We start from the raw sequence: 23,483 nt of genomic DNA, 5'->3' as shown, positions 1-23,483 counted from the left end.
TAGGAGGCATGGCCAAGCAGAACGTCGCAGAGCAGTTCGTCGACATCCTCGTGCGCGCGGGCGTGCGCAGGCTGTACGGCGTCGTCGGAGATAGCCTCAACCCGGTGGTTGACGCAATCCGCCGGACGGGTGGCATCGACTGGATCCAGGTCCGCCACGAGGAGACGGCGGCCTTCGCGGCGGGCGCCGAGGCCCAGATCACCGGCCGCCTCGCCGCCTGCGCCGGCTCCTGCGGCCCGGGAAACCTGCACCTGATCAACGGCCTGTACGACGCCCACCGCTCCATGGCCCCGGTCCTCGCGCTCGCCTCGCACATCCCCTCCTCGGAGATCGGCCTCGGCTACTTCCAGGAGACGCACCCCGACCGGCTGTTCACCGAGTGCAGCCACTACAGCGAGCTGATCTCCAACCCCCGGCAGATGCCGCGCGTGCTCCAGACCGCCATCCAGCACGCCGTCGGCCGCAGCGGGGTCGGCGTCGTCGCGCTGCCCGGGGACGTCGCCGCGCAGCCCGCGCCGGAGAAGTCGGTGGAGCACGCCCTCGTCACCGCCCGCCCCTCGGTCCGCCCGGGCGAGGGCGAGATCGAGAAGCTGGTCCGCCTCGTCGACGAGGCGGACAGGATCACCCTCTTCTGCGGCAGCGGCACCGCCGGGGCGCACGCCGAGGTGATGGAGTTCGCCGGCCGGGTCAAGGCACCCATCGGGCACGCGCTGCGCGGCAAGGAGTGGATCCAGTACGACAACCCGTACGACGTCGGCATGAGCGGGCTCCTCGGCTACGGCGCGGCCTACGAGGCGACCCACGAGTGCGATCTGCTGATCCTGCTCGGCACGGACTTCCCGTACAACGCCTTCCTGCCCGACGACGTGAAGATCGTCCAGGTGGACATCCGGCCCGAACACCTGGGGCGCCGCTCCCAGTTGGACCTCGGCGTCTGGGGGGACGTACGGGAGACCCTGCGCGCCCTGAACACGCGGGTGCGGGCGAAGACGGACCGCCGCTTCCTGGACCGGATGCTGAAGAAGCACGCCGACGCCCTGGAAGGCGTGGTCAAGGCCTACACCCGCAAGGTGGAGAAGCACACGCCCATCCACCCCGAGTACGTGGCCGCGGTGCTCGACGAACTCGCCGACGAGGACGCCGTGTTCACCGTCGACACCGGCATGTGCAACGTGTGGGCGGCGCGCTATCTTTCCCCGAACGGCAAGCGGCGCATCATCGGCTCCTTCAGCCACGGCTCCATGGCCAACGCCCTCCCGCAGGCCATCGGCGCACAGTTCACCGACCGCGACCGTCAAGTGGTGTCGATGTCGGGTGACGGCGGTTTCTCGATGCTGATGGGAGATTTCCTCACCCTGGTGCAGTACGACCTTCCCGTCAAAGTGGTCCTGTTCAACAACTCATCTCTCGGAATGGTCGAGTTGGAGATGCTGGTTTCCGGCCTGCCCTCCTACGGCACGACGAACACCAATCCCGACTTCGCGGCCATCGCCCGCGCGGCAGGCGCGTACGGCGTCCGCGTGGAGAAGCCCAAGCAGCTCACGGGCGCTTTGAAGGACGCGTTCAAGCACCGGGGACCGGCTCTGGTGGACGTGGTGACCGACCCCAACGCCCTGTCGATTCCCCCCAGGATCAGCGCCGAGATGGTGACCGGATTCGCCCTTTCCGCCAGCAAGATCGTGCTGGACGGCGGGGTCGGCAGGATGGTCCAGATGGCTCGATCCAACCTGCGCAACGTGCCGCGCCCCTGAGGCCGAAGGAGTGCGGACCGGTCCGGGGGGCATGCATCCCGTAGACCTGTTCGAGAGCAATGAACGCGGGAGGTACACCGCCGTGCGGGTGGGGGCGAACACGGGGAAGCTGTCGAAGAGGGGCCGTCCGGTCCCTCGCGAGCCCTCGGCCGAAGGCGGGGGAGCGGGGGACGCGCTGGAGATCAGCCGCAGCGTCCGCCGCGCCGATCTGAAGGCCGTCGGCGAAATCCGGCGGTCGTTACGGGACTTGATGCGCCACCGGTGCCGGTCGGACGCCGCGGAGGTGGCCGAGCTCCTCATCACCGAACTCGTCACCAACGCCCTCGTCCACACCGAGCAGGGCGCCGAGGTCTCCGCGAGCCTGGCATCCGCCCGGCTGCGGGTGGAGGTCAGGGACTACGCCTCACGCAGGCCCCTTCCGTACGTACCGACCGCCGACGACGGTACGCACGGGCGGGGCCTGGTGCTGGTGCAGGCCCTCGCCGACGCGTGGGGCGTGGACGTGGTGGAACCGGGCCGCGGCAAGGTGGTCTGGTTCGAACTGGACGGAGGGCTCGCCTGAGCGGGCGAGCCCTCCGGGGTCCGGGTGCGCATCCGGGGCCGTTCAGCCGAACTGCTGCTCCAGGTCCTTCAGTTTGCGCTCCAGCGAGTCAAGCCGGGGAATCGTCTGGGTGTCGTCCTCGGCGGTGAGGTCCACCGTCCGCGGCCCGGTCACCTCAAGGGACTCGGTCCGGCTCACGGCCTGCAGGGAGGGCCTTCGGCGCGCGGGCAGCTGTTCCGATTCCGGTATGGCCGGCTCCGCGCCGACCGGCGCGGAGCCCGCTCCCTGGGTCAGTTCCGGAAGCTCGACCTGGCGGCCGCGCGCCCGCCCGAAGGCCCGGTGCTGGCGGCCGAGCGCCCTGATGTGCGCACGGTCCAGGCGGTGCTGCTCCCGCCTGCGGTGCCGGTCGTTCTCCTTCTCCTTCTTGTCCTCGCGCACCTCGTCCACCGCCTCGTCGAGCGTGCGCACCCCCTCCAGCAGCATGAGCGACCACGCGCCGAAGGTCTCCCGGGGCGCCCGCAGCCAGCGGACCATCCGAATCTGCGGCAACGGCCGCGGGATCAGGCCCTGTTCGCGCAGCGCCGCCCGGCGGGTCTGCTTGAGGGCCCGGTCGAAGAGGACGGCCGCCGAGAGCGACATGCCGGCGAAGAACTGCGGGGCCCCGTCGTGGCCCAGTCCGCGCGGCGCGTGCACCCAGTTGAACCAGGCGGCCGCGCCCGCGAACAGCCAGACCAGCATGCGCGAGCCGAGGGCCGCGTCACCGTGGCTGGCCTCGCGGACGGCGAGCACCGAGCAGAACATGGCGGCGCCGTCGAGGCCGAAGGGGACCAGGTACTCCCAGCCCCCGGAGAGGTTGAGGTTCTGCCGCCCGAAGCCGACCAGTCCGTGGAAGGAGAGGGCGGCGGCGACCGCCGCGCAGCAGAAGAGCAGGACGTAGGAGGCGGTCCCGTAGACGGCCTCCTTGCGCCTGCGGCGCTCCTCGCTGCGCTCCCAGCTGTCGTCGGCGGCGGCCTTCTCGCTCTCGCGCTTGCCCCGGGCCAGTACCGCAACTGCCGCAAGTACGCCCAGGATCAGCAGGCTGCCGGGCAGCAGCCAGTCCAGCGATATGTCGGTCAGTCTCATGCGGATGTCCCTTGCCTCTGCCTCGCGTATGCGGCCTACCGGCGCCATAGTGGCGCAGCGGATCGGCCCGGCATGCCGGTTTCGGGGCAAGTGGACGCCATCGGGGGGCGGGGCCCGCCGGATAGGGTGTTGTGGCCCGAACGGGTGCCCGTACAAAGGGAATCCAGTTCGAATCACGTCACCCTTGGGGGTGGGTTCAGCCCGCGACGGGCTCCGCCGCGGCCGTCAGGCGGGTGACGCGGTCCGCGTCGCAGGTCCGGGGGCAGGTGACACAGGTGTCCTCCGGCCGGATGGTGTAGAAGAAGCAGCAGCTGGCCCGGTCCCGCGTGGGAAGCTCGCGGCCGTCCGGCCCGGAGAGCGTACGGAAGCCCGCGGACCCGGTGTACGGGGCGGCCCCGCCGGGCAGCAGCGCCTCCAGTTCGGCCATGGCCCGCCGCTCCTCGCCGAGCAGGTCGCCGATGTACCACAGGCTCTCGACGACCTCGTCGGTCACCATGCCCCACAGGGCGCGGCGGCCGCGCCGCATGCGCGGCCCGAAGCCCGCCAGTACCGGTTCCAGGTGCTGGGCCACCGCGGCCCGCACCTCGGCGCGCAGCGCCTCCTCGTCGGGCACGACCCGGGCCCCGGGGAGAGCGGCCGCCGGGTCGTCCGGCAGGCAGGCGAATTCCGCCACGTGTACGGCCATCCGGCCCTGCGTCCGGTGGAAGGCCACCTCGGAGGCCGGGAGCCGGGGGACGCGCCGCTGGAGGAACCACGGCAGGGTGATCAGCAGACAGGCCGGCCACGCGTACCGGTGCAGCCCGAAGGTCGCGACCACGTCGGGTCGGGCCTGCTGCCCGTAGTCCCGCAGGATCTGGGCGTCGTCCCAGGCGAGGAACGCGTCCAGGGCCGGTCCGCCCGCCGCGAGCTCGTCCGCGCCGACCCAGCCCGCACCGCGAGGGGAGGGTTCGTGCGCGGAGCGCTCGACGACCAGCAGCCCGGCGTAGGCCTCGGCCAGCCGGGCGTAAGAGGCCGCCACCGGGGAGGCGGTGACGGGAGGAACGGCCGTGACGGTCATGACGGACCACCAAATCGCGCGATCGTTAGCAGGTTAGCCTTACCTTACCCGATCTCGGTCAGGCCGTATCCTCGGGGGTGGCCGAACCACCGAGGAGGACCGAGTGCACGACACGGCCCGAGCCCGGGTACCGGCACAGACGCGGAAGGTGCTGCGCCATTCCGTGCGCGGACAGGTCCTCGACGCGTTGCGCGCCGCGCTGGTGGACGGCGAGCTGGTGCCGGGCGAGATCTACTCCGGCCCGGCGCTCGGGGACCGCTTCGGCGTCTCCGCGACGCCCGTGCGCGAGGCGATGCAGCAGCTGGCCCTCGAAGGGGCGGTGGAATGCCTCCCGAACCGGGGCTTCCGTGTGGTCTCGCGCACCCCGCGCGAGCTGGCGGAGCTGGCCGAGGTACGGGCGATGCTCGAGGTCCCGGTGATGCTCCGGCTGGCCCGTTCCGTGCCGGCGGCGACGTGGGAGGCCCTGCGGCCGGCCGCGGCCGCCACGGCGGAGGCGGCGGCGGCGGGTGACGTGCCGGGGTACGCGGAGGCGGACCGGGCCTTCCACCGCGAGGTCCTCGCGCTGGCGGGCAACGACCAGCTGGTCCAGGTGGCCGACGAGCTCCACCGGCGGGCCCAGTGGCCGCTGCCGGGGGCTCCGCGGGTCCGGCGGGCGGATCTCGTCGCCGATGCGGCGGAGCATGCGGCGCTGCTGGAGGCGCTCGCCGCCGGTGACCTCCCGGTGGTGGAGTCCCTGATCCGCGAACACTTCGCGGGCGCCACCTCCTGACCCGCCCGGGCACCCCGCCGCTGCCGGGGCCCCGGCCCCCGCACCCCGCGCCTCAAACGCCGGCGAGGCTGGGAGTCCGCGCCTCAAACGCCGGCGGGGCTGAAAGCCGGGGCTCCGCCCCGCACCCCGCGCCTCAAACGCCGGCGGGGCTGGGAGTCCGCGCCTCAAGCGGCGGCGAGGCTGGGAGTCCGGAGCTCGGCGTTGGTGGGGCTGAAAGCCTGAGCGGGCCGGCGGGTGCGGGTGCACCCGGGTCGGAGGCGCCGGGTGCGTGGCGGGGCCGCCGCGTACCCTTCAGCCCCGCCGGCGTTTGAGGCGCGGGCGCGGAGCGCCGTGTTCGGACGGTCGGGGGGAGCTACGCCGCAGGCGACTCCGTGGGGTGGAGTTGGTCCGCCAGCCAGGTGGGGATGCCGCCCAGCAGGTGGAACAGGCGGCGGGCCTCCGCGCGCAGGCGGGTGGCCTCCGGTTCCGGTTCGGCTTCGGCCAGGGCGGCCAGCGCGGGGGCCGTGCCGACCAGGAAGCCCAGTTCCTCCCGGATCCGGAGGGACTCCAGGAAGCCGTGGCGGGCCTCCGCCACCTCGCCGTCCCGCAGGGCCAGCGCCGCCAGGTGCCGCCAGGTGAAGGACAGCAGCAGCGTGTCCCCGTGGGCCACCGCCCCGGCGTGCGCCCGGTGGTACGCCGGACGGGCCGACTGCGGGGCGTCCGCGAGGTGCTCGGCGACCAGCCCCCGCCGGAAGTCCAGCAGCGGCCGGGTCCGGGACCCCGGCGACAGCAGCGCCGCCGCCCGGCCGAGCGCCGAGCGGGCCTCGTCGGCCCGGTCCCGTACGCCCAGCACGGTCGCCGCGTACGCCAGCTGGCCCCGCTCGCACGCGGCCGCGCCCCGGTCGTCGTCGTCCTGCGCGACCGCCTCGGCGACCCGCAGCGCGTCCTCGGCCTCGGCCCAGCCCTGGCCCGTGAACAGGCAGCGTTCGACCAGGAGCGCGGTCCGCTGTACGGCGGCCCCCGCGTTCCCCAGGTGCGGCGTCAGCAGCGCCGCCGCGTCGGTCCAACAGCCGCGCGAGCGCAGCCGCCATATCGCCCGCTGGAGGGGGTCGTCTCCCCCGGTAGTTCCGGCACCCGACATGGCGGTTTCCGCCACATTGCCCTCCCCAAAGCAATCAAGCAGCACATCGTTGAGCCCTGGGGCGAAATGAGAGCACGGATCGGCGGCTCCGGCCAAGGGGTCGGGTGAACTCTTTCACAAAGTCCGGACGGATCATCAGCGCCCCCCGGCCGGACCCCTCCGGCCGCGGGGCGGATCTTCTCAGCTCATGCGCAGTGCCAGGAAGAAATCGAGCTTGTCCTCCAGCCGCGACAGGTCACGCCCCGTCAACTGCTCGATTCGCCCGACCCGGTACCGCAGCGTGTTGACGTGCAGGTGCAGCCGCGTCGCGCAGCGGGTCCAGGAGCCGTCGCAGTCCAGGAAGGCCTCCAGCGTCGGAATGAGCTCCGCGCGGTGGCGCCGGTCGTAGTCCCGCAGCGGGTCCAGCAGCCGGGCCGTGAAGGCGCGCCGCACGTCGTCCGGCACGAACGGCAGCAGCAGCACGTGCGAGGCCAGCTCGTGGTGTCCGGCCGCGCAGACCCGGCCCGGGCGGGCCGCGGCGACCCGGCGGGCGTGCCGGGCCTCCTCCAGCGCCCCGCGCAGCCCCTCGGCGGAGTGCACGGCCGCGCTGACGCCCAGTGTGAGGCGCCCGTCGTCGGCCAGACCGGCCTGCAGGGGGTCGCGTACGGCCGAGAGCAGCTCGTCGGCGTGCAGGGCCGAGTCGGGGCCCTTGTCCTCGCCGCTCTCCCCGGCCAGGGACGGCAGCGGCACCAGGGCGATGGCCTCGTCGCCGGCGTGGGCGACGGCGATCCGGTCCGAGGGCTCCGGCCCCGAGACGGACGGGTCGACGAGGATCTCCTCGAGCAGCGACTGGGCGACCGGCCCGCCGGGGATGTCCCCGCCGTCCCAGTCCACCCGGGCCACGACCACCTGCCAGTGCGGGGCCGCGCCCAGGCCGGGCAGCAGCACCGGCGCCGCCACCCGCAGGCGGGCGGCGATCTCGGCGGGCGGAGCACCCGTCTGGACCAGTTCCAGGACCTCCTGGGCGAGGCGGCGGCGCACGGTGCGGGCCGCGTCGCGCCGGTCCCGTTCCACGGCGATCAGCTGGGTGACGCCCTGGAGCAGGTCCAGGCGCTCGGCGGGCCAGTCGCCCGCGTCCGCCTCCACGGCCAGCAGCCAGTCCGACAGCACGCTCTCGCGCACGTCCCGGGAGCCCGGCCCGGCGGCGCTCCGGCCGTGTCCCCTGATCGGGAAGAGCGAGTAGGTAATACCCTGAATGGAGATCCGGTGCGGTCCCCTGCGGCCCGTCCGGACCGCCGCGAGGTGCTCGCTCGCCAGGGCCGCGCACACGCCCGGTGCCAGCGGCTCGCCCGCCCCGGCGATCTGCCGGCCGGTGGGGGACAGCACCCAGGCCCGGAGATCGAGGTCGGTGGTGAGCAGATCCAGCACCACATCCGGTCCACCGCCCGCCGGACCCGAGGTCATCAGGCGCCGGTGGCGGTCGACGACGGCCGCGAGATCGCCCGCACGCTCCCCCGAGACCTGGCGCACGACGTACTCGGTGATCGTGGCGAATGCAACGTCTTCGTTCACGGCGAACAGCGGCAGGCGGTTGCGCCGACAGGCTGAGACCAGATCGTCCGGGATGTCTCCCAGCTCCGCCTCGCCGGCGGCGAGCCCGGCGACGCCCGCGCTCGCGAGGATTCGTACGAACGGCTCGGAATCGGCTGAATTTCTACGCCAGGCCAGGCCAGTGAGGACGAGCTCGCCCCCGGTGAGGTATCGGCTGGGATCACGCAGGTCGGTCGTCATGACCCCGCGGACCGTCCGGTCGAGTTCTTCCTCGCCGCCCAGCAGCCGCAGCCCCAGCGCCTCGGTTTCCAGCAGTGCGCGCAGCCGCATGATGTCGCCGCCGATCTGTCTCGAATGTTGCCGTTGGAAATCGGGCAGGTCGTCGCATCCTGCCTTTCATACGAATCTACAAGACGAGGGAGGCCGTCAGCCAACTCCTTCATGGTTTCGGTGACTGCACCCGGGGGACAGGCGGCCGGTGTACTGAGTCCACACCGCGTTAACAGCACGTGAACGACCAGTCGAGGGCCCTTAGGCCTCCTGGCTTGAAGTGAACGACCCGATTAAGAAGAAGAGAGCCGCACATGGACTTCCTTCGCCCCGCCAGCTGGGAGGAGGCGCTCGCCGCTAAGGCCGAGTTCCCCACAGCTGTGCCGATTGCGGGTGGCACCGATGTGATGGTCGAGATCAACTTCGACCACCGTCGGCCGGAGTACCTCCTGGACCTGAACCGCATCGGTCTGCTGCGGGAGTGGGAGGTCGGCGAGGACGTGGTTCGTCTGGGCGCCTCCGTCCCGTACACGCAGATCATGGAAAACCTCCGCACGGAGCTTCCGGGTCTCGCGCTCGCCTCGCACACGGTCGCGTCCCCGCAGATCCGCAACCGCGGCGGCGTCGGCGGCAACCTCGGTTGCGCCTCGCCGGCCGGCGACTCGCACCCCGCGCTCCTGGCGGCCGGTGCCGAGGTCGAGGTGGAGTCCGTACGCGGCTCTCGCCTGATCCCGATCGACGAGTTCTACACCGGCGTCAAGCGCAACGCGCTCGCCGCCGACGAGCTCATCAAGACCGTCCACATCAAGAAGGCGGACGGCCCCCAGCAGTACTCCAAGGTCGGCTCCCGCAACGCGATGGTCATCGCGGTCTGCGCGTTCGGCCTGGCGCTGCACCCGGAGACCCGCACGGTCCGCACCGGCATCGGTTCGGCCGCGCCGACCCCGATCCGTGCGAAGGCCGCCGAGGAGTTCCTGAACGCCGCGCTCGAAGAGGGCGGCTTCTGGGAGTCGGGCAAGGTCATCACCCCGTCGATCGCCAAGCAGTTCGGTGACCTCGCCTCCGGCGCGGCCAACCCGATCGACGACGTCCGCGGCACGGCGAAGTACCGCCGTCACGCGGTTGGCATCATGGCTCGCCGCCAGCTCGTCTGGACCTGGGAGCAGTACCGCGGTACCGGCAACGGCCGCTCGCTTGAAGGGGCTGCGTAATCATGCGCGTCAATTTCACTGTCAACGGCCGTCAGCAGGAAGCCGACGACGTGTGGGAGGGCGAGTCCCTCCTCTACGTGCTGCGCGAGCGCCTGGGCCTGCCGGGCTCGAAGAACGCCTGTGAGCAGGGCGAGTGCGGCTCCTGCACCGTCCGGCTCGACGGCGTGCCGGTCTGTTCCTGCCTGGTCGCGGCCGGTCAGGTCGAGGGTCGCGACGTCGTGACCGTCGAGGGCCTGGCGGAGTTCGCCAAGCAGCGCGAGGAGCACGGCCACGGCGGTGCCTGCGGCACCGGCGGCGGCTGCGGCGGCAAGGGCGGCGTCTCCCTGGACGCGGCCAAGCAGTGGCAGGCCAAGCCGGGCGACTCGCAGACCGGCGAGGGCGTCGAGCTCTCCAACATCCAGCAGGCGTTCATCGACGCCGGCGCCGTCCAGTGCGGTTTCTGCACCCCGGGCCTCCTGGTCCAGGCCGACGCGCTGCTGGAGGAGAACTCCTCCCCGTCCGACCAGGACATCCGCGAGGCCCTGTCCGGCAACCTGTGCCGCTGCACGGGCTACGAGAAGATCCTCGACGCGGTCCGCCTCGCGGCCGCCCGTCAGGCAGAGGCGGTCTGACCATGGCTCAGAACACGCGCACGGTTCCGGCGGGTACGCCGACCAACGTCACGCAGAAGCACAACAAGGGCGGCATCGGCGAGTCCACGCTCCGCCCGGACGGCACCCTCAAGGTCACCGGTGAGTTCGCGTACTCCTCGGACATGTGGCACGAGGACATGCTGTGGGGCCAGACCCTGCGCAGCACCGTCGCCCACGCCGAGATCGTGTCCATCGACATCTCCGAGGCGCTCGCCATGCCCGGCGTCTACTCGGTGCTGACGTACGACGACCTGCCGGCCGAGATGAAGAACTACGGCCTGGAGATCCAGGACACCCCGGTGCTCGCCAACGGCCGGGTGCGCCACCACGGTGAGCCGGTCGCCCTCGTGGCCGCCGACCACCCGGAGACCGCCCGCCGCGCGGCCGCCAAGATCAAGATCGACTACCGCGAGCTGCCGCTCGTCACGGACGAGGCCTCGGCCCTGGCCGCCGATGCGCCGCTGATCCACGAGGGCCGCGACGACCACCACATCGGTCACGTCCCGCACCCGAACATCGTGCACCGCCAGCCGATCATCCGCGGCAACGTGGAAGAGGCCCGCAAGCGCGCCGACGTGATCGTCGAGGGCGAGTACACCTTCGGCATGCAGGACCAGGCCTTCCTCGGCCCGGAGTCCGGCCTCGCCATCCCGGCCGAGGACGGCGGCGTCGACCTGTACGTCGCCACCCAGTGGCTGCACTCGGACCTCCAGCAGATCGCCCCGGTCCTCGGCCTCCCGCCGGAGAAGGTCCGCATGACGCTCTCGGGCGTCGGCGGTGCCTTCGGCGGCCGCGAGGACATCTCGATGCAGATCCACGCCTGCCTCCTGGCCCTGGCCACGAACAAGCCGGTCAAGATCGTCTACAACCGCTTCGAGTCCTTCTTCGGGCACGTGCACCGCCACCCGGCGAAGCTCTACTACGAGCACGGCGCCACGAAGGACGGCAAGCTCACGCACATGAAGTGCAAGATCGTCCTGGACGGCGGCGCGTACGCGTCCGCTTCCCCGGCGGTCGTGGGCAACGCCTCCTCCCTCTCGGTGGGTCCCTACGTCCTGGAGGACGTGGACATCGAGGCGATCGCGCTCTACACGAACAACCCGCCCTGCGGCGCGATGCGCGGCTTCGGCGCCGTCCAGGCCTGCTTCGCCTACGAGGCCCAGATGGACAAGCTCGCGGCGAAGCTGGGCATGGACCCGGTCGAGTTCCGCCAGCTGAACGCCATGGAGATGGGCACGGTCATGCCCACCGGCCAGGTCGTGGACGCCCCGGCGCCCGTGGCCGAGCTGCTGCGCCGGGTCAAGTCCCGCCCGCTGCCGCCCGAGCGCCAGTGGGAGTCGGCCGGCGAGGGCGCGGACGTCCGCGCGCTGCCCGGCGGCCTCTCCAACACCACCCACGGCGAGGGCGTCGTACGCGGCGTCGGCTACGCGGTCGGCATCAAGAACGTCGGCTTCTCCGAGGGCTTCGACGACTACTCCACCGCCCGCGTGCGCCTGGAGGTCATCAACGGCGAGCCCGTCGCGATGGTCCACACGGCCATGGCGGAGGTCGGCCAGGGCGGCATCACCGTCCACGCGCAGATCGCCCGTACCGAGCTGGGTGTCACGCAGGTGACCATCCACCCGGCCGACACGCAGGTCGGCTCCGCCGGTTCCACGTCCGCCTCGCGGCAGACGTACATGACCGGTGGCGCCGTGAAGAACACCTGTGAGGCCGTCCGCGAGGCCCTGCTGGAGATCGGCCGCCGCAAGAACGGCTCGTACCACCCGGCCTGGGCCACCGCCGAGCTGCTGCTCGAAGGCGGCAAGATCGTCACCGACGGGGGCGAGGTCCTCGCGGACATCGCCGAGATCCTGGAGGGCGAGGACGCGATCGACCTGGAGCTGGAGTACCGGCACCACCCGACCGTCCCGTTCGACCTGGTCACCGGCCAGGGCAACGGCCACGTGCAGTACACCTTCGCCGCGCACCGCGCGGTCGTGGAGGTGGACACCGAGCTCGGCCTGGTCAAGGTCGTCGAGCTGGCGACCGCCCAGGACGTCGGCAAGGCCCTGAACATGCTCTCCGTGGTCGGCCAGATCCAGGGTGGCACCACCCAGGGCCTCGGCGTCGCGATCATGGAAGAGATCATCGTGGACCCGAAGACCGCGAAGGTGCGCAACCCCTCCTTCACGGACTATCTGATCCCCACCATCCTCGACACCCCGACCATCCCGGTCGACGTCCTGGAGCTCGCCGACCCGAAGGCGCCGTACGGCCTGCGCGGTATGGGCGAGGCCCCGACCCTGTCGTCCACCCCGGCCGTCCTCGCGGCGATCCGGCAGGCGACCGGTCTGGAGCTCAACAAGACGCCGATCCGTCCGGAAGCCCTCACCGGGACCCTCTAGGACGGCGTGGTCCGGGGGCCGCGAGGCCCCCGGGCCCCCTCAGACTCTCCGGGTGGTGCGCAATGGGAACGTCACACTTCACAGCGCGCCGCCCGGAGTACCCGAAGTACCGCACCGCTCGCGGTTCGCTTCACCCCGCAGCACCCCTGCGAGAACCCCCACGTAGTACCAGCGGTCACCCCCGCGCTACCCGCAGTACACGCAGTGCACCTTCGCGTCGCCTCGGGCCGTCACCCCGGGTCGTGCAGCCAACGCAGTTTCCCAAATCCCGCGTCTCCAATCTTTATGCGGGTGCCCCTTTGAACCTTGGGAGTTAGGCACCATGACCCAGTCGTCTGTGGAGCCCAAGACCACCGCGGAAGAGGCCGGCGACGGCTCTCGCAATCCCGCCGGGCGTTCTTGGCTCGACCGGTACTTTCACATAACGCACAGAGGATCCAACGTCGGCAACGAGGTTCGTGGCGGTATCACGACCTTCATGGCCATGGCGTACATCCTCCTTCTCAACCCCCTGCTCCTCTCGGGCAAGGACGTCGCCGGCACCGTGATGGACGGATCGGCGATCATCACCGCCACCGCCTTCGCCGCGGCCGTCACCACGCTCCTCATGGGCTTCGTCGGCAAGGTGCCGCTGGCCCTCGCCGCCGGCCTCTCCGTGTCCGGTGTGCTGGCCTCGCAGGTGGCCCCGCAGATGACCTGGCCGCAGGCCATGGGCATGTGCGTGGTCTACGGTGTCGTGATCTGTCTCCTGGTCGTCACCGGCCTCCGCGAGATGATCATGAACGCCATCCCGCTCGCGCTCAAGCACGCCATCACCATGGGCATCGGCCTGTTCGTCGCCCTGATCGGCTTCGTGAAGGCCGGGTTCGTCGGCAACGGCGGGGAGTTCATGCCCCCCGTCCAGCTCGGCGCGACCGGGGAGCTGTCCGGCTGGCCCGTGCTGCTCTTCGCCCTCACCCTGATCGCCATCTTCATGCTCCAGGCCCGCAAGGTGCCCGGCGCGATCCTGATCGGCATCGTCGGCGGCACCGTCCTCGCCGCGATCCTCAACGCCATCGTGGACATCGACCCCAAGGCCTGGAAGAACGGCCCGCCGGAGCTCGACGGCTCCGCGGTCTCGATGCCGAACTTCGAGCTCTTCGGCGACGTCTCCTTCGGCGGCTGGGGCGACGTCGGCTACATGACGGTCGGCATGATCGTCTTCACCCTGGTGCTCGCCGGCTTCTTCGACGCGATGGCCACCATCATCGGCGTCGGCACCGAGGCCAAGCTGGCCGACGACAAGGGCCGCATGCCCGGCCTGTCCAAGGCCCTGTTCATCGACGGCGCCGGTGGCGCCATCGGTGGCGTCGCGGGCGGCTCCGGCCAGACCGTGTTCGTCGAGTCCGCGACCGGCGTCGGCGAGGGAGCCCGCACGGGCCTCGCCTCCGTCGTCACCGGCCTCTTCTTCGCCGCCTGCCTCTTCTTCACCCCGATCACCCAGATCGTCCCGGGTGAGGTCGCCTCCGCGGCCCTGGTCGTCATCGGCGCGATGATGATGCAGAACGCCCGCCACGTGGACTGGGCCGACAGCTCGACCGCGATCCCGGTCTTCCTGACCGTCGTGATCATGCCCTTCACGTACTCGATCACCGCGGGTGTCGCCGCGGGCGTCATCTCCTACGTCGCCATCAAGGTCGCTCAGGGCAAGGCCCGTGAGATCGGCGGCTTCATGTGGGCGCTGACCGGAATCTTCCTGGTCTTCTTCGCGCTCCACCCGATCGAGAGCTGGCTGGGCGTCGGCTGACCCGGCCGCGCCTGATCCGTACGCAGTACCGCGCACTCCACGTATCCGATACTGGAACCGAACCTCTCCGAGGAGGCCCCCATGCTGGACATCGCCGAAGAACTGAACCGGTGGGTCGAGCAGGGACGTGACTTCGCCGTCGCCACCGTGGTGGCGGTCGGCGGGAGCGCGCCCCGGCAGCCCGGGGCCGCGCTCGCCGTCGACAGCGAGGGCACGGCCATCGGCTCGGTATCCGGCGGATGCGTGGAGGGCGCGGTGTACGAGCTGTGCCGGCAGGCGCTGGAAGACGGCCAGACCGTCGCCGAGCGCTTCGGCTACAGCGACGACGATGCCTTCGCGGTCGGTCTGACCTGCGGCGGGATCATCGACATCCTGGTCACCCCGGTCTCCGCGGGCTCTCCCGTACGGGAGGTGTTCGCGGCCGGTCTGGCCGCCGCCGCCCGAGGGGAGGCGGCGGCGGTCGCCCGGGTGGCGCAGGGGCCGGCCGAGCTGATGGGCCGCGCCGTGTTCGTCCGTACCGAAGGCGCCTGGGAGGGCGGCTTCGGGGGCCACCCCGAGCTGGACCGCACCATCGCCGAGGAGGCCCGCGCCATGCTCGACGCCGGCCGGACCGGCGTGCTGGAGATCGGCGCCGACGGCCGGCTCTGCGGAGAGCCGCTCAAGGTGCTGGTCGAGTCCAGCGTCCCCGCCCCGCGGATGATCGTCTTCGGTGCCATCGACTTCGCTTCCGCCCTCGTGCGCATCGGCAAGTTCCTCGGCTACCGGGTGACCGTCTGCGACGCCCGGCCGATCTTCGCGACGAGGACCCGCTTCCCCGAAGCGGACGAGATCGTCGTCGACTGGCCGCACCGCTACCTGGAGGCACAGTCCTCGGAGGGCTCGCTGGACGGCCGTACCGTCCTGTGCGTCCTCACCCACGACGCCAAGTTCGACGTCCCGCTCCTCGAACTGGCCCTCAGGCTCCCCGTCGCCTACGTCGGCGCCATGGGCTCCCGCCGCACCCACGAGGACCGCAACAAGCGGCTCCGCGAGGTCGGCGTGACCGAGCTCGAACTGGCCCGGCTGCGCTCCCCGATCGGCCTGGACCTCGGCGCCCGCTCCCCGGAGGAGACCGCGCTGTCCATCGCCGCCGAGATCGTCGCCAACCGCCGCGGCGGCAGCGGCGCCGCGCTGACCGGTGCGCACATCCCGATCCACCCCGATCCGAAGGCCGTCTCCGACGGCGTGATCGGCCGGATCGGCTCCGTCGCTTGAAGAGCTGAATCCCGTACGTGACGAAGGGCGCGACCCCGTGGGGGTTGCGCCCTCTTGGCGTTCCGCCTATCTTACCCGCCGGTAACAGGAGGCGCCTTCTCCATCCCTTCCCCCCAACGGAGTTGAACGGATGTCACGTACCCTCCGCACGCTGGGCGCGCTCGCCGCGGCCGCCCTCCTCACCTCCCTGGCGCCCGGCGCCCCCGCCGCGGCCTCGCCCGGTGACGGCGGCCTGCGCGAGGTGCTGTTCGTCGGGAACAACTGGGAGGGCACCGCCGACGTCCTCTCCTCCACCGGCGATCTCGCCAAGGTCGGCCGGATCAACATCGTTCCCGACAAGGAGGAGCGGCTCCGGGAGATCTACCTCAACCCGGTCAAGCTCGGCTTCTTCCTCGGTATCCGGGCCACCGCCGGCGAGGGCCACGACCAGTTCGTGGACGACCTGTACACCACCCCCGACGGCTCGGCCGTCGTCGCCTCGCGGCCCAGCTTCGCCGACGTCGTCTCCGTCGACCTGCGGACCGGGCGGATCAACTGGCGCTTCCCGGTGGCCGGCTACCGCGCCGACCACATGGCCGTGTCGCCCGACGGGACCCGGGTCGCGGTATCGGCTTCCACCGCCAACACCGTGCACGTCCTCGACATCGCCACGGGCCGGCAGACCGGCTCCTTCGCCACCGGCGACAAACCCCACGAGAACACCTTCACCGGCGGCGGCCGCTACCTGTGGAACAGCTCGATCGGGGAGGTGACCACCGCCCTGGACGCCCCCTGGCTCGACTGGACGAAGGGCGACCGGAAGATCACCGTGGTGGACACGCAGACCTTCCGCACGGTCAAGGTGATCGACATGCGCGAGCGGCTGGACGCCTTCGGCCGCCGGGACCTGTCCGACGCCGTACGCCCCGTCTCCTTCAGCCCCGACGAGTCGAAGCTCTACTTCCAGGTGTCCTTCTTCAACGGCTTCCTGGAGTACGACGTGGCCACCGACCGGATCACCCGCCTCAAGACCCTCCCCGAGAACCCGGCCACCAGCACCGACCGCACCACGTGGGTCAACGACTCCCGCCACCACGGCATGTCCATGAGCCCGGACGGGACCAAGCTCTGCATCGCGGGCACCATGGACGACTACGCGACCGTCGTGGACCGGGCCACCCTCGCCGAGGGGCCGCTGGTGAGCGCCGACAAGCCGTACTGGGCCACGGTCGACGGCGACGGCACGGCCTGCGTGATCTCCGAGAGCGGCTCGGACCGGGTGACGGCCATCGACTTCGCCACCGGCGCCAAGCGGGTGTCCGTGCCCGTCGGGGACCACCCGCAGCGCATCAGGATCGGACAGGTCCCGGCGGGCTGGACGGGCCCCGCCACCGGGTGACGCACGCGCCGGGGGGCGTGCGGGGCCGGGCCCGCACCCCCGCCCGGCTGCGCGGGCAGACTGGTCAAACGGGCAGATCCGGCCACTATGAGGTGACCGGTCCACCGATGACCGATTAGTCTCGTGATCATGGTGGACATCCGCGAGGTACCCGAAGCCGACATCGACCGCGCTCTGGAGCTCGCCTACCTGGTGTTCAACGACCGGCCCGAGAAGGAGGGCCGCGAACGGCACCACGCCCTGCTCCTGCGCTGCAGCCGGATCGGCGCCTACGACGGGGACACCCTCGTCGGCTTCATGGCCGCGCACGACTTCCGCCTGTCGGTCCCCGGGGCGGACCTGTCCTGCCCCGGGCTCACCTTCGTCTCCGTCGCACCCACCCACCGCCGCCGCGGCGTACTCACCGCCCTGATGGCCGAGCAGCTGCGGCGCGCCACGGCCGCCGGCAGCCCCCTCGCCGCCCTGTGGGCCTCCGAAGCCGCCATCTACGGCCGCTTCGGCTACGGCGGAGCCACCACCGGCGTCACCATCGAGATCGACTCCACCCGGCCGCTGCCCCTGCGCATCGCCCCGGACCGGCGTCCGCTGCGCCTGGTCGCCCCCGACGAGGCGCTCGAGGTCGTCGGCGCCTTCCACGAGGCGTCGCGCGCCGGGCGGGCGGGCCGGCCCAGCCGCAGCCCCGAACGCTGGAGTCAGGAATGGCTGTCCGAACAGGCGGAGGACGACGAGGAGTTGAGCCCGCCCCGGATCATCGTCCTGGGCGACCCGGGGGAACCGGTCGCCGGGTACGTGCTCTACCGCACCAAGCCGGAGGACGACGGCGGGCCCGTCCGCACACCGGGCCTCGTGCGCGTGGAGGAGCTGGAGGCCGAGACCCCGGCGGTCGCCGCCGCCCTGTGGGAGTGCCTCGCCGCCCTCGACCTGACCGGCCGGGTCACCGCGTGGGGCCGTCCGGCCGACGACCCGCTGCTGCACTTCGCCGCCGACCGGGACCAGGTGCGGGTGACCGCCCAGTTCCCGGCGCTCTGGCTGCGCCTGGTCGACGTACGGGCGGCGCTGACCGGGCGGTCCTGGGCCGCGCCGGTGGAGCTGGTGCTGGAGCTGACCGACGTACGGCTGCCCGCGAACGCCGGGCGCTTCCGGCTGAAGGCGGGGCCGGGCGGGGCAGCGTACGAGCCCGCCCGGGCGGAGCCGGACCTGGCCCTGGACGTGCGGGAGCTCGCCGCCTGCTACCTGGGCGGGACCCGGGTCGTCGAGCTGGTCGCGGCCGGGCTGGTCGCCGAGAACCGGCCCGGCGCGGCGGCGGAGCTGGACGCCGCCCTGCGGACGGATCTGCTGCCGCACACGAGCGACGAGTTCTGAGGCACAGGGCGGCGCGGGGGGCCGGGTGGAGGCGGGGGCGGGCGAGCGGACCGTCCCCGCCTGGCGGATTCAGGCGGGTCCCGGGGTCAGGCCGGCAGTGAGATCCGGGACGCCGCCATGCCGAAGGCGGAGCCGAGGACGCCGGTGGACAGCGGGTCGGGCAGGCCGTGCAGGTCCTGGGGGCGGTAACGGGCGATCTTCTGGTGCCAGTTGAGCACCCCGGCGTGCCAGTCCTTCAGCTCGTCGACGTACGCGTCCAGGGCGCTGCGCGCCTGCGCGCCGAGCTTCCAGTCGTCGTAGAGCAGCGGCAGCTGGTTCGCGACGATGTGCTCGAACTCCTCCGTGCGCTGGGTCATCAGGGAATGGCAGATGTGCAGCGCCTCCGCGTACCCGATGTCGAAGAAGTTCCGCGTGACGAGGATGTAGTTGTGGACCTCGCCCTCGACCTCCACCTCCTTCTGGTAGGAGAAGATGTCGTTGATCAGGCAGGCGGCGTCCGCGACGGCGTTCTCCAGGGACCGGATGGTGCCCGAGGCGTAGATCTCCTCCGGGATGCCCCGCCCCTGGTGCCCCAGCCGGCACAGGTACATCGTGAGATAGCTGCCGAAGGTGCGGCGGCGCATCTCGGCGTAGTCCACCGGGTCCGGGATGCGGTTCTGGATCTGGTTGTCCACCTCCCACAGCCAGCTCTCCAGCATGTCCACCAGCGTGGCGCGGAACTCGGTGCGCTGCTGCTGGGACATGGCGGCGCTGGTGCGCACCCAGAGGTCGGCCAGCGCGCGCTCCATCGCCGTCAGCGGTTCCGGCTGGTCGGCGTGGTCGACGGGGACCATCGCGATCAGCCGCGCCGTGGTCGCCTTCGCGGCCGGCAGGTTCCTGCCCTGGCCGAAGACCACCGGGTAGTAGTCGTCCCCGTACGTGCCCCAGGTCAGCCAGCAGGCGTTGAGGGCCAGCTCCTCGGCCGTGGCGTCCGGGTCGATCCCGGCCGAGCAGACCGCGAAGTCGAAGCCGCGCAGCTTGGCCTCGGTCCAGATCGCCGAGCCCGGGTCGCCCGGCTGCGGGTCGAGCAGGCCCATCCGCCGGGACCAGGCCACCGACTCCTCGCGGGCGTGCGCCAGGTGCGGGCTGAGGCTCAGCCGGTGCGGCATGTAGATGTCGGGAATGACGGAGGGCCCGGTCTTCTCGAACGGGACGTGGGTGAAGGAGCGGCGGCGCATGTCCATCGAGCGCCGGTTGAAGACGGACCCCAGGTCGAGCGCGGTGGTGCCGAGCCCGGACGGGAGGAAGGGCAGGGTGAGCGGGGCGGTGGCCCGGGCCTCCTTGTTCATGTAGCGGCTGGAGACCATGTGCCACTCGTGGCCGCCCGACTGCCAGTCCTGCAGGCCCTTGGCGTAGGCGAGGACGGCTGCGATGTCGGCCGGGTCCATGGCGTGGTCGGCGAAGAGCTGGGGCAGCTCGCCGAGCGCGGTCTGCTCGAACTGCTGGAGGCGCGAGGTGAGCAGGTCGTTGGAGGCCTCGGCGGCCTCCTGGGTGGTGCAGCCGAGGAAGGTCTCCAACACCAGGATCGCATTGGAGAGTTCGCCCTCGTCGGCGACCTCGCGCTGGTAGGAGAAGAGGTCGTTCCTGATGTGCACGGCGTCGGAGAAGGCGTCGCGGAGCACGCCGAGCGGCCGCGAGTGCGCCACGCGGGCCGGGACTTCGGCGGAGACGTATTCGATCAGGCCGGCCGACCAGGGGGCGCCGCCCACCTTGCGGCGCATCTCGATGTACTCGAGAGGGTTGGCGACGCGCCCGATGTTGATGTTGGCCAGTTCCCACATGGACTCGTTGAGGAGGTTCCTCGTCGACTCGGAGAACCGTTCCCTCCAGTCGGCGGACATCGCGGGCACGGTACGCCGCCACAGGTCCGCGAGACCGGCCTCGACCGGGTTGGTGGGCTCGGGGAAGCCGTCGGCCAGGTCCATCGGCATGAAGGCGGCGAGCTTGTCGAGGTAGTCCTTGGCGCCGTCGCGGTCCTGGGAGCGCTTGTACATCTCCAGGAAGTGGTCGTCGAAGAAGAAGACCCAGACATACCAGTCGGTGACCAGGGACAGCGCCGCGCTGTCACAGTCGGGGTGGGTGTACGCGCACAGCAGCGCGTAGTCGTGCGAGTCGAGGTCGCTCTCCTCCCAGACGCCGGAACCTTCCAGCATCCCGAGTGCGCGCGCCCACTGCTTGGTGTGGACCCTCGCGTCCTCCAGGTGGGGGTTCAGTCGCGCCGGATAAGGCACATAGAAATCCGGCAGTTGAAACGGCTGCGTCACGGCAGGGTCGGCCTTTCGTCCATGGGTGCGGGGGGCCGGTGGGCCCGGCCCCCCGCACGAGATCAGCAGTGCCCTACCCCTGGTGGCCTAGGGATAAGGGGGAGTTCACTGCTTCAGGTGACGGACGGGTCGTTCCGCGGCGCGCCGGCCTGGTGGGGGATAGGGACCCCCTGCCCGGGCTCCTTCGCTCCGTCGCCGTACTGGTCGGCCTGGATCCGGAACATGGTCGCGTAGCGGCCGCCCAGGGCCAGCAGCTCCTCGTGGCCGCCCCGTTCGACGAGCCGCCCCTCGTGCAGCACGTAGATGACGTCGGCGTACCGCACCCCCGACATGCGGTGGGTGACCAGGACGACCGCGCGCTGCGGCCCGGCCAGGCCGCGGATGCTGTCGAAGGCGGCGATCTCGGCCTCCGGGTCCAGCGCCGAGGTGGGCTCGTCCACGACCAGGACGCGGGCGTCGCGGAAGCGGGTGCGGGCCAGCCCGAACTTCTGCCACTGGCCGCCGGACAGCTCCGAGGCACCCCTGAACATCCGGGCGAGCAGCGTCTCGTAGCCGTGCGGGAGCTTCTCGACGACCTGGTCGGCGCCCGCGTACCGGGCCGCGGCCGCCACGCCGGCGGCCTGCTGCAGGGACCCGTCCTCGCCGCCGGTGCCGGGCCGGCCGATGGCGATGTTGGTACGGGCGGTCACCGGCCAGCGCTCGAAGTCCTGGGTGAGCAGCGAGACCCGGTCGAAGACCTGCTCCCGGTCGGCCTCCCGCACGTCCACCCCGTCCCAGGTCAGCGCGCCGGAGTCGGGCAGGTGCAGCCCGGCCAGGAGTTTGACCAGGGTGCTCTTGCCGGAGCCGTTCTCGCCGACCAGCGCGACGACGGTGCCCGCCTCGATGGTGAGGCTGACCCCGCTCAGGGCGGGCTCGTCGCGGTCCGGGTAGCTGAAGGAGACGTCCTCGAGCCGGAGCGTGCCCAGCCGCTCGGGCAGCGGCACCCCGCCGGCCGGGACGGCGCGGCGGCCGGCCTCGGCGACGAACCGCTCCAGGTCCCTGACGTACAGGGACTCCTCGTGCAGGGTGTTGGTGGTGGCGACGAGGGCGCCGAGGCTCGCCGAGCCGGAGCGCACCGCGATCACGGCGGTGCCGGCGACGGCGAGGTCCATCCGGCCGGTCACGATCAGCAGCCCCATCGCCGTGTAGGTGACGAGGGCGGCGACGCCGGAGAGCGCGGCGGCGAGCAGTTCGGTGGCGGCCTTGTCCTTGGCGAGGCGGGTGGCCTCGCCCTCGGCGTGCTCGGCCATGTTGCGGTAGTGGCCGAGGAGGTAGCGCCCGACTCCGTGCACCCGTACCTCGGGGGCCGACGTACGGGAGATCAGCAGCTGTCCGATGAGCCGGGCGGCGCGGACGTGCTCCACCCAGGTCATCATGGACAGGTAGCGCCGCTGGGCCACCCGCATCGCGCCCCAGCCCCGGGGCGCGGCGATGAGCAGCAGCATCGGCAGCAGCAGCGGGTGCAGCACGGTGAGCACCCCGGCGGTGGCGACCAGCGAGATCAGCCCGCCGAGGGTGGCCACGCAGGCCCCGACGGTCCGGCGGGCCGAGGGCGGGCCCCACTGGGCACTGTCGAGAAGCCTGCGGAACTCCCCGTCCTCGATGGCCTCGAGCTCCACCTCGACGGCCGCCTTCAGGTACTGCTCGTGCGCGGCCCGCTCCACCTTGGGCTCCAGGCGCCCGGCGGCCGCGGTGGACCAGGAGGCCAGTACGGCGCCCAGTACGGCGACCAGCGCACCCGCGGCGAGGGCGGGCAGGGCGGCGTGCAGCCGGTCGGCGGCGCTGCCCGCGCCGAGCAGCGTACGCAGCACCCGGCTCAGGACGAGCAGCCCGGCGGCGGAGGTGACCCCCTGCCCGGCCTCGGCGAAGGCGACGGTGAGCAGGGCGCGCCGGTCGGTGTCCCACGCGAGCCGCAGGGTCCCGCCGGCCATCCGCGGCATGGAGCGCAGGGTGGTCAGCAGCCGGCTCTCCAGCCGGGCGTACTCGTGGTTGGCCCAGCCCGCGTCGTAGCGCAGGGGCCCGCCGAAGAGCCGCCGCTCACTCTCGGAAACGGCCGGCTCGGCGGGCGCGGGCCGCCCCAGCAGCCCCACGCGCAGCCTCATCCTCGGCCACCCCCGCCCACTGCCGGGTCGAACGCCACATGAACGTGCACGAATCGCAAGATTCCTCCCGAGGTGCCGCGGCCGCGTACTGACGACGGCAAGAACGTGGCTGCTCAGAGGCGCGTCACGGTTCCGCGGGGGCGAACGGCCGCACAGAGTTGCGGTGCTCGTGCGGATCCCAAGGGGCGTGCGGAGGAGGTGCCGTGACGCGGCGTTCGAACCACTCGGAGGTGAGCATGACCCCCTTCGAGGGATTGCGCGGGCCCGCGCACGGTGCCGCATGCTCCGCCCATGGAAATCACTGATCCGGCCGTGGCCGGTGGGGCTGCCGTGCCCTTGGTGACGCGGCGCGAGGGCGCCCCGCCGCGCGGGCGGCAGGGGCCCGCCTCAGCCCGCCGGGCGGAGGTCCGCGTCGGGGTGGGCCGATTGCCAGGCCTTGATGGACTGGTTCCAGTCGTCGCCCGTGAGGGCCGTGAGGGAGGCCGGGAAGAGGCCGTCCTCCTCCTTGGCGATGTGGTGGTGGAGCTCGTCCGTCGCCTGGCGGAAGGTGTGCGCGTCCGCCGGGTCGGTGAGGTCCGCGCGGGCGAGGAAGGCCGCCAGGTCGCGGTGTTCCGAGATCAGGGCCTCGATGTACGGGGCGTACTCGGGGTCCGTGGACATGACCGCGAAAAGGCCGTCCTCCTCGCCCTTCCAGTGGGCGAGCAGGACGGCCGTCATCGTCGAGAGCAGGGCCCCGGCGCGCGGGAGGTCACCGGCGTCGAGGGCGCGGAGGGCGTCGCCCGCCGCGTTCGTCACCGTCTCGTGTTCCGCGATGAATTCCTTGATCAGCGGGATCTGGCGGCAGCCGCAGTAGTGGCACATCCAGCCAG

Annotated in this window: 17 protein-coding genes; 10 read left to right on the top strand and 7 right to left on the bottom strand. The window is 71.9% G+C overall.

The window, feature by feature from the left end; translation table 11 throughout:
- Positions 1 to 8 precede the first annotated feature (8 nt).
- Together AB0D66_RS16835 and AB0D66_RS16830 are read left to right on the top strand one after the other, a co-directional pair.
- Positions 9 to 1,751, top strand: a complete 1,743-nt coding sequence (locus AB0D66_RS16835; RefSeq protein WP_362303125.1) for a pyruvate dehydrogenase — start codon at positions 9 to 11, stop codon at positions 1,749 to 1,751.
- A gap of 250 nt (positions 1,752 to 2,001) precedes the next feature.
- A complete protein-coding gene (locus AB0D66_RS16830) occupies positions 2,002 to 2,313 on the top strand; it encodes an ATP-binding protein (protein WP_362303188.1) in 312 nt (103 codons plus the stop codon).
- Positions 2,314 to 2,355: 42 nt separating this feature from the next.
- Here AB0D66_RS16830 and AB0D66_RS16825 read toward each other — a convergent pair whose 3' ends face one another.
- Complete coding sequence (locus AB0D66_RS16825) at positions 2,356 to 3,414, bottom strand: DUF2637 domain-containing protein (protein ID WP_362303122.1); 1,059 nt, start codon at positions 3,412 to 3,414, stop codon at positions 2,356 to 2,358.
- A 196-nt stretch (positions 3,415 to 3,610) separates the two neighbouring features.
- The gene (locus AB0D66_RS16820; protein ID WP_362303120.1) at positions 3,611 to 4,471 is read right to left on the bottom strand and encodes a (2Fe-2S)-binding protein; all 861 of its coding nucleotides are present in this window, start codon (positions 4,469 to 4,471) and stop codon (positions 3,611 to 3,613) included.
- A 103-nt stretch (positions 4,472 to 4,574) separates the two neighbouring features.
- Here AB0D66_RS16820 and AB0D66_RS16815 point away from each other — a divergent pair, with 103 nt between their 5' ends.
- Positions 4,575 to 5,240: a GntR family transcriptional regulator gene (locus AB0D66_RS16815; RefSeq protein ID WP_362303118.1), complete on the top strand. Its 666-nt coding sequence runs from the start codon at positions 4,575 to 4,577 to the stop codon at positions 5,238 to 5,240.
- A 352-nt stretch (positions 5,241 to 5,592) separates the two neighbouring features.
- On the opposite strand, the gene AB0D66_RS16810 is transcribed toward AB0D66_RS16815, so the two are convergent.
- Together AB0D66_RS16810 and AB0D66_RS16805 are read right to left on the bottom strand one after the other, a co-directional pair.
- On the bottom strand, positions 5,593 to 6,375 hold the full coding sequence (locus AB0D66_RS16810) for a hypothetical protein (protein WP_362303115.1): 783 nt from the start codon (positions 6,373 to 6,375) through the stop codon (positions 5,593 to 5,595).
- A 165-nt stretch (positions 6,376 to 6,540) separates the two neighbouring features.
- On the bottom strand, positions 6,541 to 8,220 hold the full coding sequence (locus AB0D66_RS16805; RefSeq protein ID WP_362303112.1) for a PucR family transcriptional regulator ligand-binding domain-containing protein: 1,680 nt from the start codon (positions 8,218 to 8,220) through the stop codon (positions 6,541 to 6,543).
- A 254-nt stretch (positions 8,221 to 8,474) separates the two neighbouring features.
- Here AB0D66_RS16805 and AB0D66_RS16800 point away from each other — a divergent pair, with 254 nt between their 5' ends.
- From AB0D66_RS16800 to AB0D66_RS16770, 7 genes are all read left to right on the top strand, one after another.
- Entirely contained in the window at positions 8,475 to 9,371 is an 897-nt protein-coding gene (locus AB0D66_RS16800) for a xanthine dehydrogenase family protein subunit M (protein ID WP_031151493.1), read from the top strand.
- Positions 9,372 to 9,373: 2 nt separating this feature from the next.
- Positions 9,374 to 9,982, top strand: a complete 609-nt coding sequence (locus AB0D66_RS16795) for a (2Fe-2S)-binding protein (RefSeq protein WP_362303109.1) — start codon at positions 9,374 to 9,376, stop codon at positions 9,980 to 9,982.
- A gap of 2 nt (positions 9,983 to 9,984) precedes the next feature.
- On the top strand, positions 9,985 to 12,390 hold the full coding sequence (locus tag AB0D66_RS16790; protein ID WP_362303106.1) for a molybdopterin cofactor-binding domain-containing protein: 2,406 nt from the start codon (positions 9,985 to 9,987) through the stop codon (positions 12,388 to 12,390).
- Between the two features lie 322 nt (positions 12,391 to 12,712).
- The gene (locus AB0D66_RS16785) at positions 12,713 to 14,176 is read left to right on the top strand and encodes an NCS2 family permease (protein ID WP_362303103.1); all 1,464 of its coding nucleotides are present in this window, start codon (positions 12,713 to 12,715) and stop codon (positions 14,174 to 14,176) included.
- Between the two features lie 81 nt (positions 14,177 to 14,257).
- The gene (locus tag AB0D66_RS16780; protein WP_362303100.1) at positions 14,258 to 15,430 is read left to right on the top strand and encodes an XdhC/CoxI family protein; all 1,173 of its coding nucleotides are present in this window, start codon (positions 14,258 to 14,260) and stop codon (positions 15,428 to 15,430) included.
- 130 nt (positions 15,431 to 15,560) lie between these two features.
- A complete protein-coding gene (locus AB0D66_RS16775) occupies positions 15,561 to 16,808 on the top strand; it encodes a YncE family protein (protein WP_362303098.1) in 1,248 nt (415 codons plus the stop codon).
- 129 nt (positions 16,809 to 16,937) lie between these two features.
- Complete coding sequence (locus AB0D66_RS16770; protein ID WP_362303095.1) at positions 16,938 to 18,170, top strand: GNAT family N-acetyltransferase; 1,233 nt, start codon at positions 16,938 to 16,940, stop codon at positions 18,168 to 18,170.
- An 86-nt stretch (positions 18,171 to 18,256) separates the two neighbouring features.
- Here AB0D66_RS16770 and AB0D66_RS16765 read toward each other — a convergent pair whose 3' ends face one another.
- The 3 genes from AB0D66_RS16765 to AB0D66_RS16755 all read right to left on the bottom strand — a co-directional run bounded on the left by AB0D66_RS16765 (position 18,257) and on the right by AB0D66_RS16755 (position 23,475).
- On the bottom strand, positions 18,257 to 20,473 hold the full coding sequence (locus tag AB0D66_RS16765; protein WP_362303092.1) for a germacradienol/geosmin synthase: 2,217 nt from the start codon (positions 20,471 to 20,473) through the stop codon (positions 18,257 to 18,259).
- Positions 20,474 to 20,586: 113 nt separating this feature from the next.
- Positions 20,587 to 22,614, bottom strand: coding sequence for an ABC transporter ATP-binding protein (locus AB0D66_RS16760; protein WP_362303090.1), 2,028 nt, complete (start codon positions 22,612 to 22,614; stop codon positions 20,587 to 20,589).
- A 387-nt stretch (positions 22,615 to 23,001) separates the two neighbouring features.
- Positions 23,002 to 23,475 (bottom strand): hemerythrin domain-containing protein, encoded by a 474-nt coding sequence (locus tag AB0D66_RS16755; protein ID WP_362303088.1) that lies wholly within the window; start codon positions 23,473 to 23,475, stop codon positions 23,002 to 23,004.
- Positions 23,476 to 23,483: the final 8 nt, after the last annotated feature.

This window comes from Streptomyces sp. NPDC048270, assembly GCF_040652335.1.
In the GTDB taxonomy this organism is placed as follows: domain Bacteria; phylum Actinomycetota; class Actinomycetes; order Streptomycetales; family Streptomycetaceae; genus Streptomyces.
The sequence above is the reverse complement of the archived record's forward strand: the minus strand, read 5'-3'. Positions and strand labels throughout refer to the sequence as shown.

Coding starts and splice junctions, on each gene's coding strand:
- AB0D66_RS16835 (WP_362303125.1), top strand. CDS start 9: ATGGCCAAGCAGAACGTCGCAGAGCAGTTCGTCGACATCCTCGTGCGC.
- AB0D66_RS16830 (WP_362303188.1), top strand. CDS start 2,002: ATGCGCCACCGGTGCCGGTCGGACGCCGCGGAGGTGGCCGAGCTCCTC.
- AB0D66_RS16825 (WP_362303122.1), bottom strand. CDS start 3,414: ATGAGACTGACCGACATATCGCTGGACTGGCTGCTGCCCGGCAGCCTG.
- AB0D66_RS16820 (WP_362303120.1), bottom strand. CDS start 4,471: ATGACCGTCACGGCCGTTCCTCCCGTCACCGCCTCCCCGGTGGCGGCC.
- AB0D66_RS16805 (WP_362303112.1), bottom strand. CDS start 8,220: ATGCGGCTGCGCGCACTGCTGGAAACCGAGGCGCTGGGGCTGCGGCTG.
- AB0D66_RS16800 (WP_031151493.1), top strand. CDS start 8,475: ATGGACTTCCTTCGCCCCGCCAGCTGGGAGGAGGCGCTCGCCGCTAAG.
- AB0D66_RS16795 (WP_362303109.1), top strand. CDS start 9,374: ATGCGCGTCAATTTCACTGTCAACGGCCGTCAGCAGGAAGCCGACGAC.
- AB0D66_RS16790 (WP_362303106.1), top strand. CDS start 9,985: ATGGCTCAGAACACGCGCACGGTTCCGGCGGGTACGCCGACCAACGTC.
- AB0D66_RS16785 (WP_362303103.1), top strand. CDS start 12,713: ATGACCCAGTCGTCTGTGGAGCCCAAGACCACCGCGGAAGAGGCCGGC.
- AB0D66_RS16780 (WP_362303100.1), top strand. CDS start 14,258: ATGCTGGACATCGCCGAAGAACTGAACCGGTGGGTCGAGCAGGGACGT.
- AB0D66_RS16775 (WP_362303098.1), top strand. CDS start 15,561: ATGTCACGTACCCTCCGCACGCTGGGCGCGCTCGCCGCGGCCGCCCTC.
- AB0D66_RS16770 (WP_362303095.1), top strand. CDS start 16,938: ATGGTGGACATCCGCGAGGTACCCGAAGCCGACATCGACCGCGCTCTG.
- AB0D66_RS16760 (WP_362303090.1), bottom strand. CDS start 22,614: ATGAGGCTGCGCGTGGGGCTGCTGGGGCGGCCCGCGCCCGCCGAGCCG.
- AB0D66_RS16755 (WP_362303088.1), bottom strand. CDS start 23,475: ATGTGCCACTACTGCGGCTGCCGCCAGATCCCGCTGATCAAGGAATTC.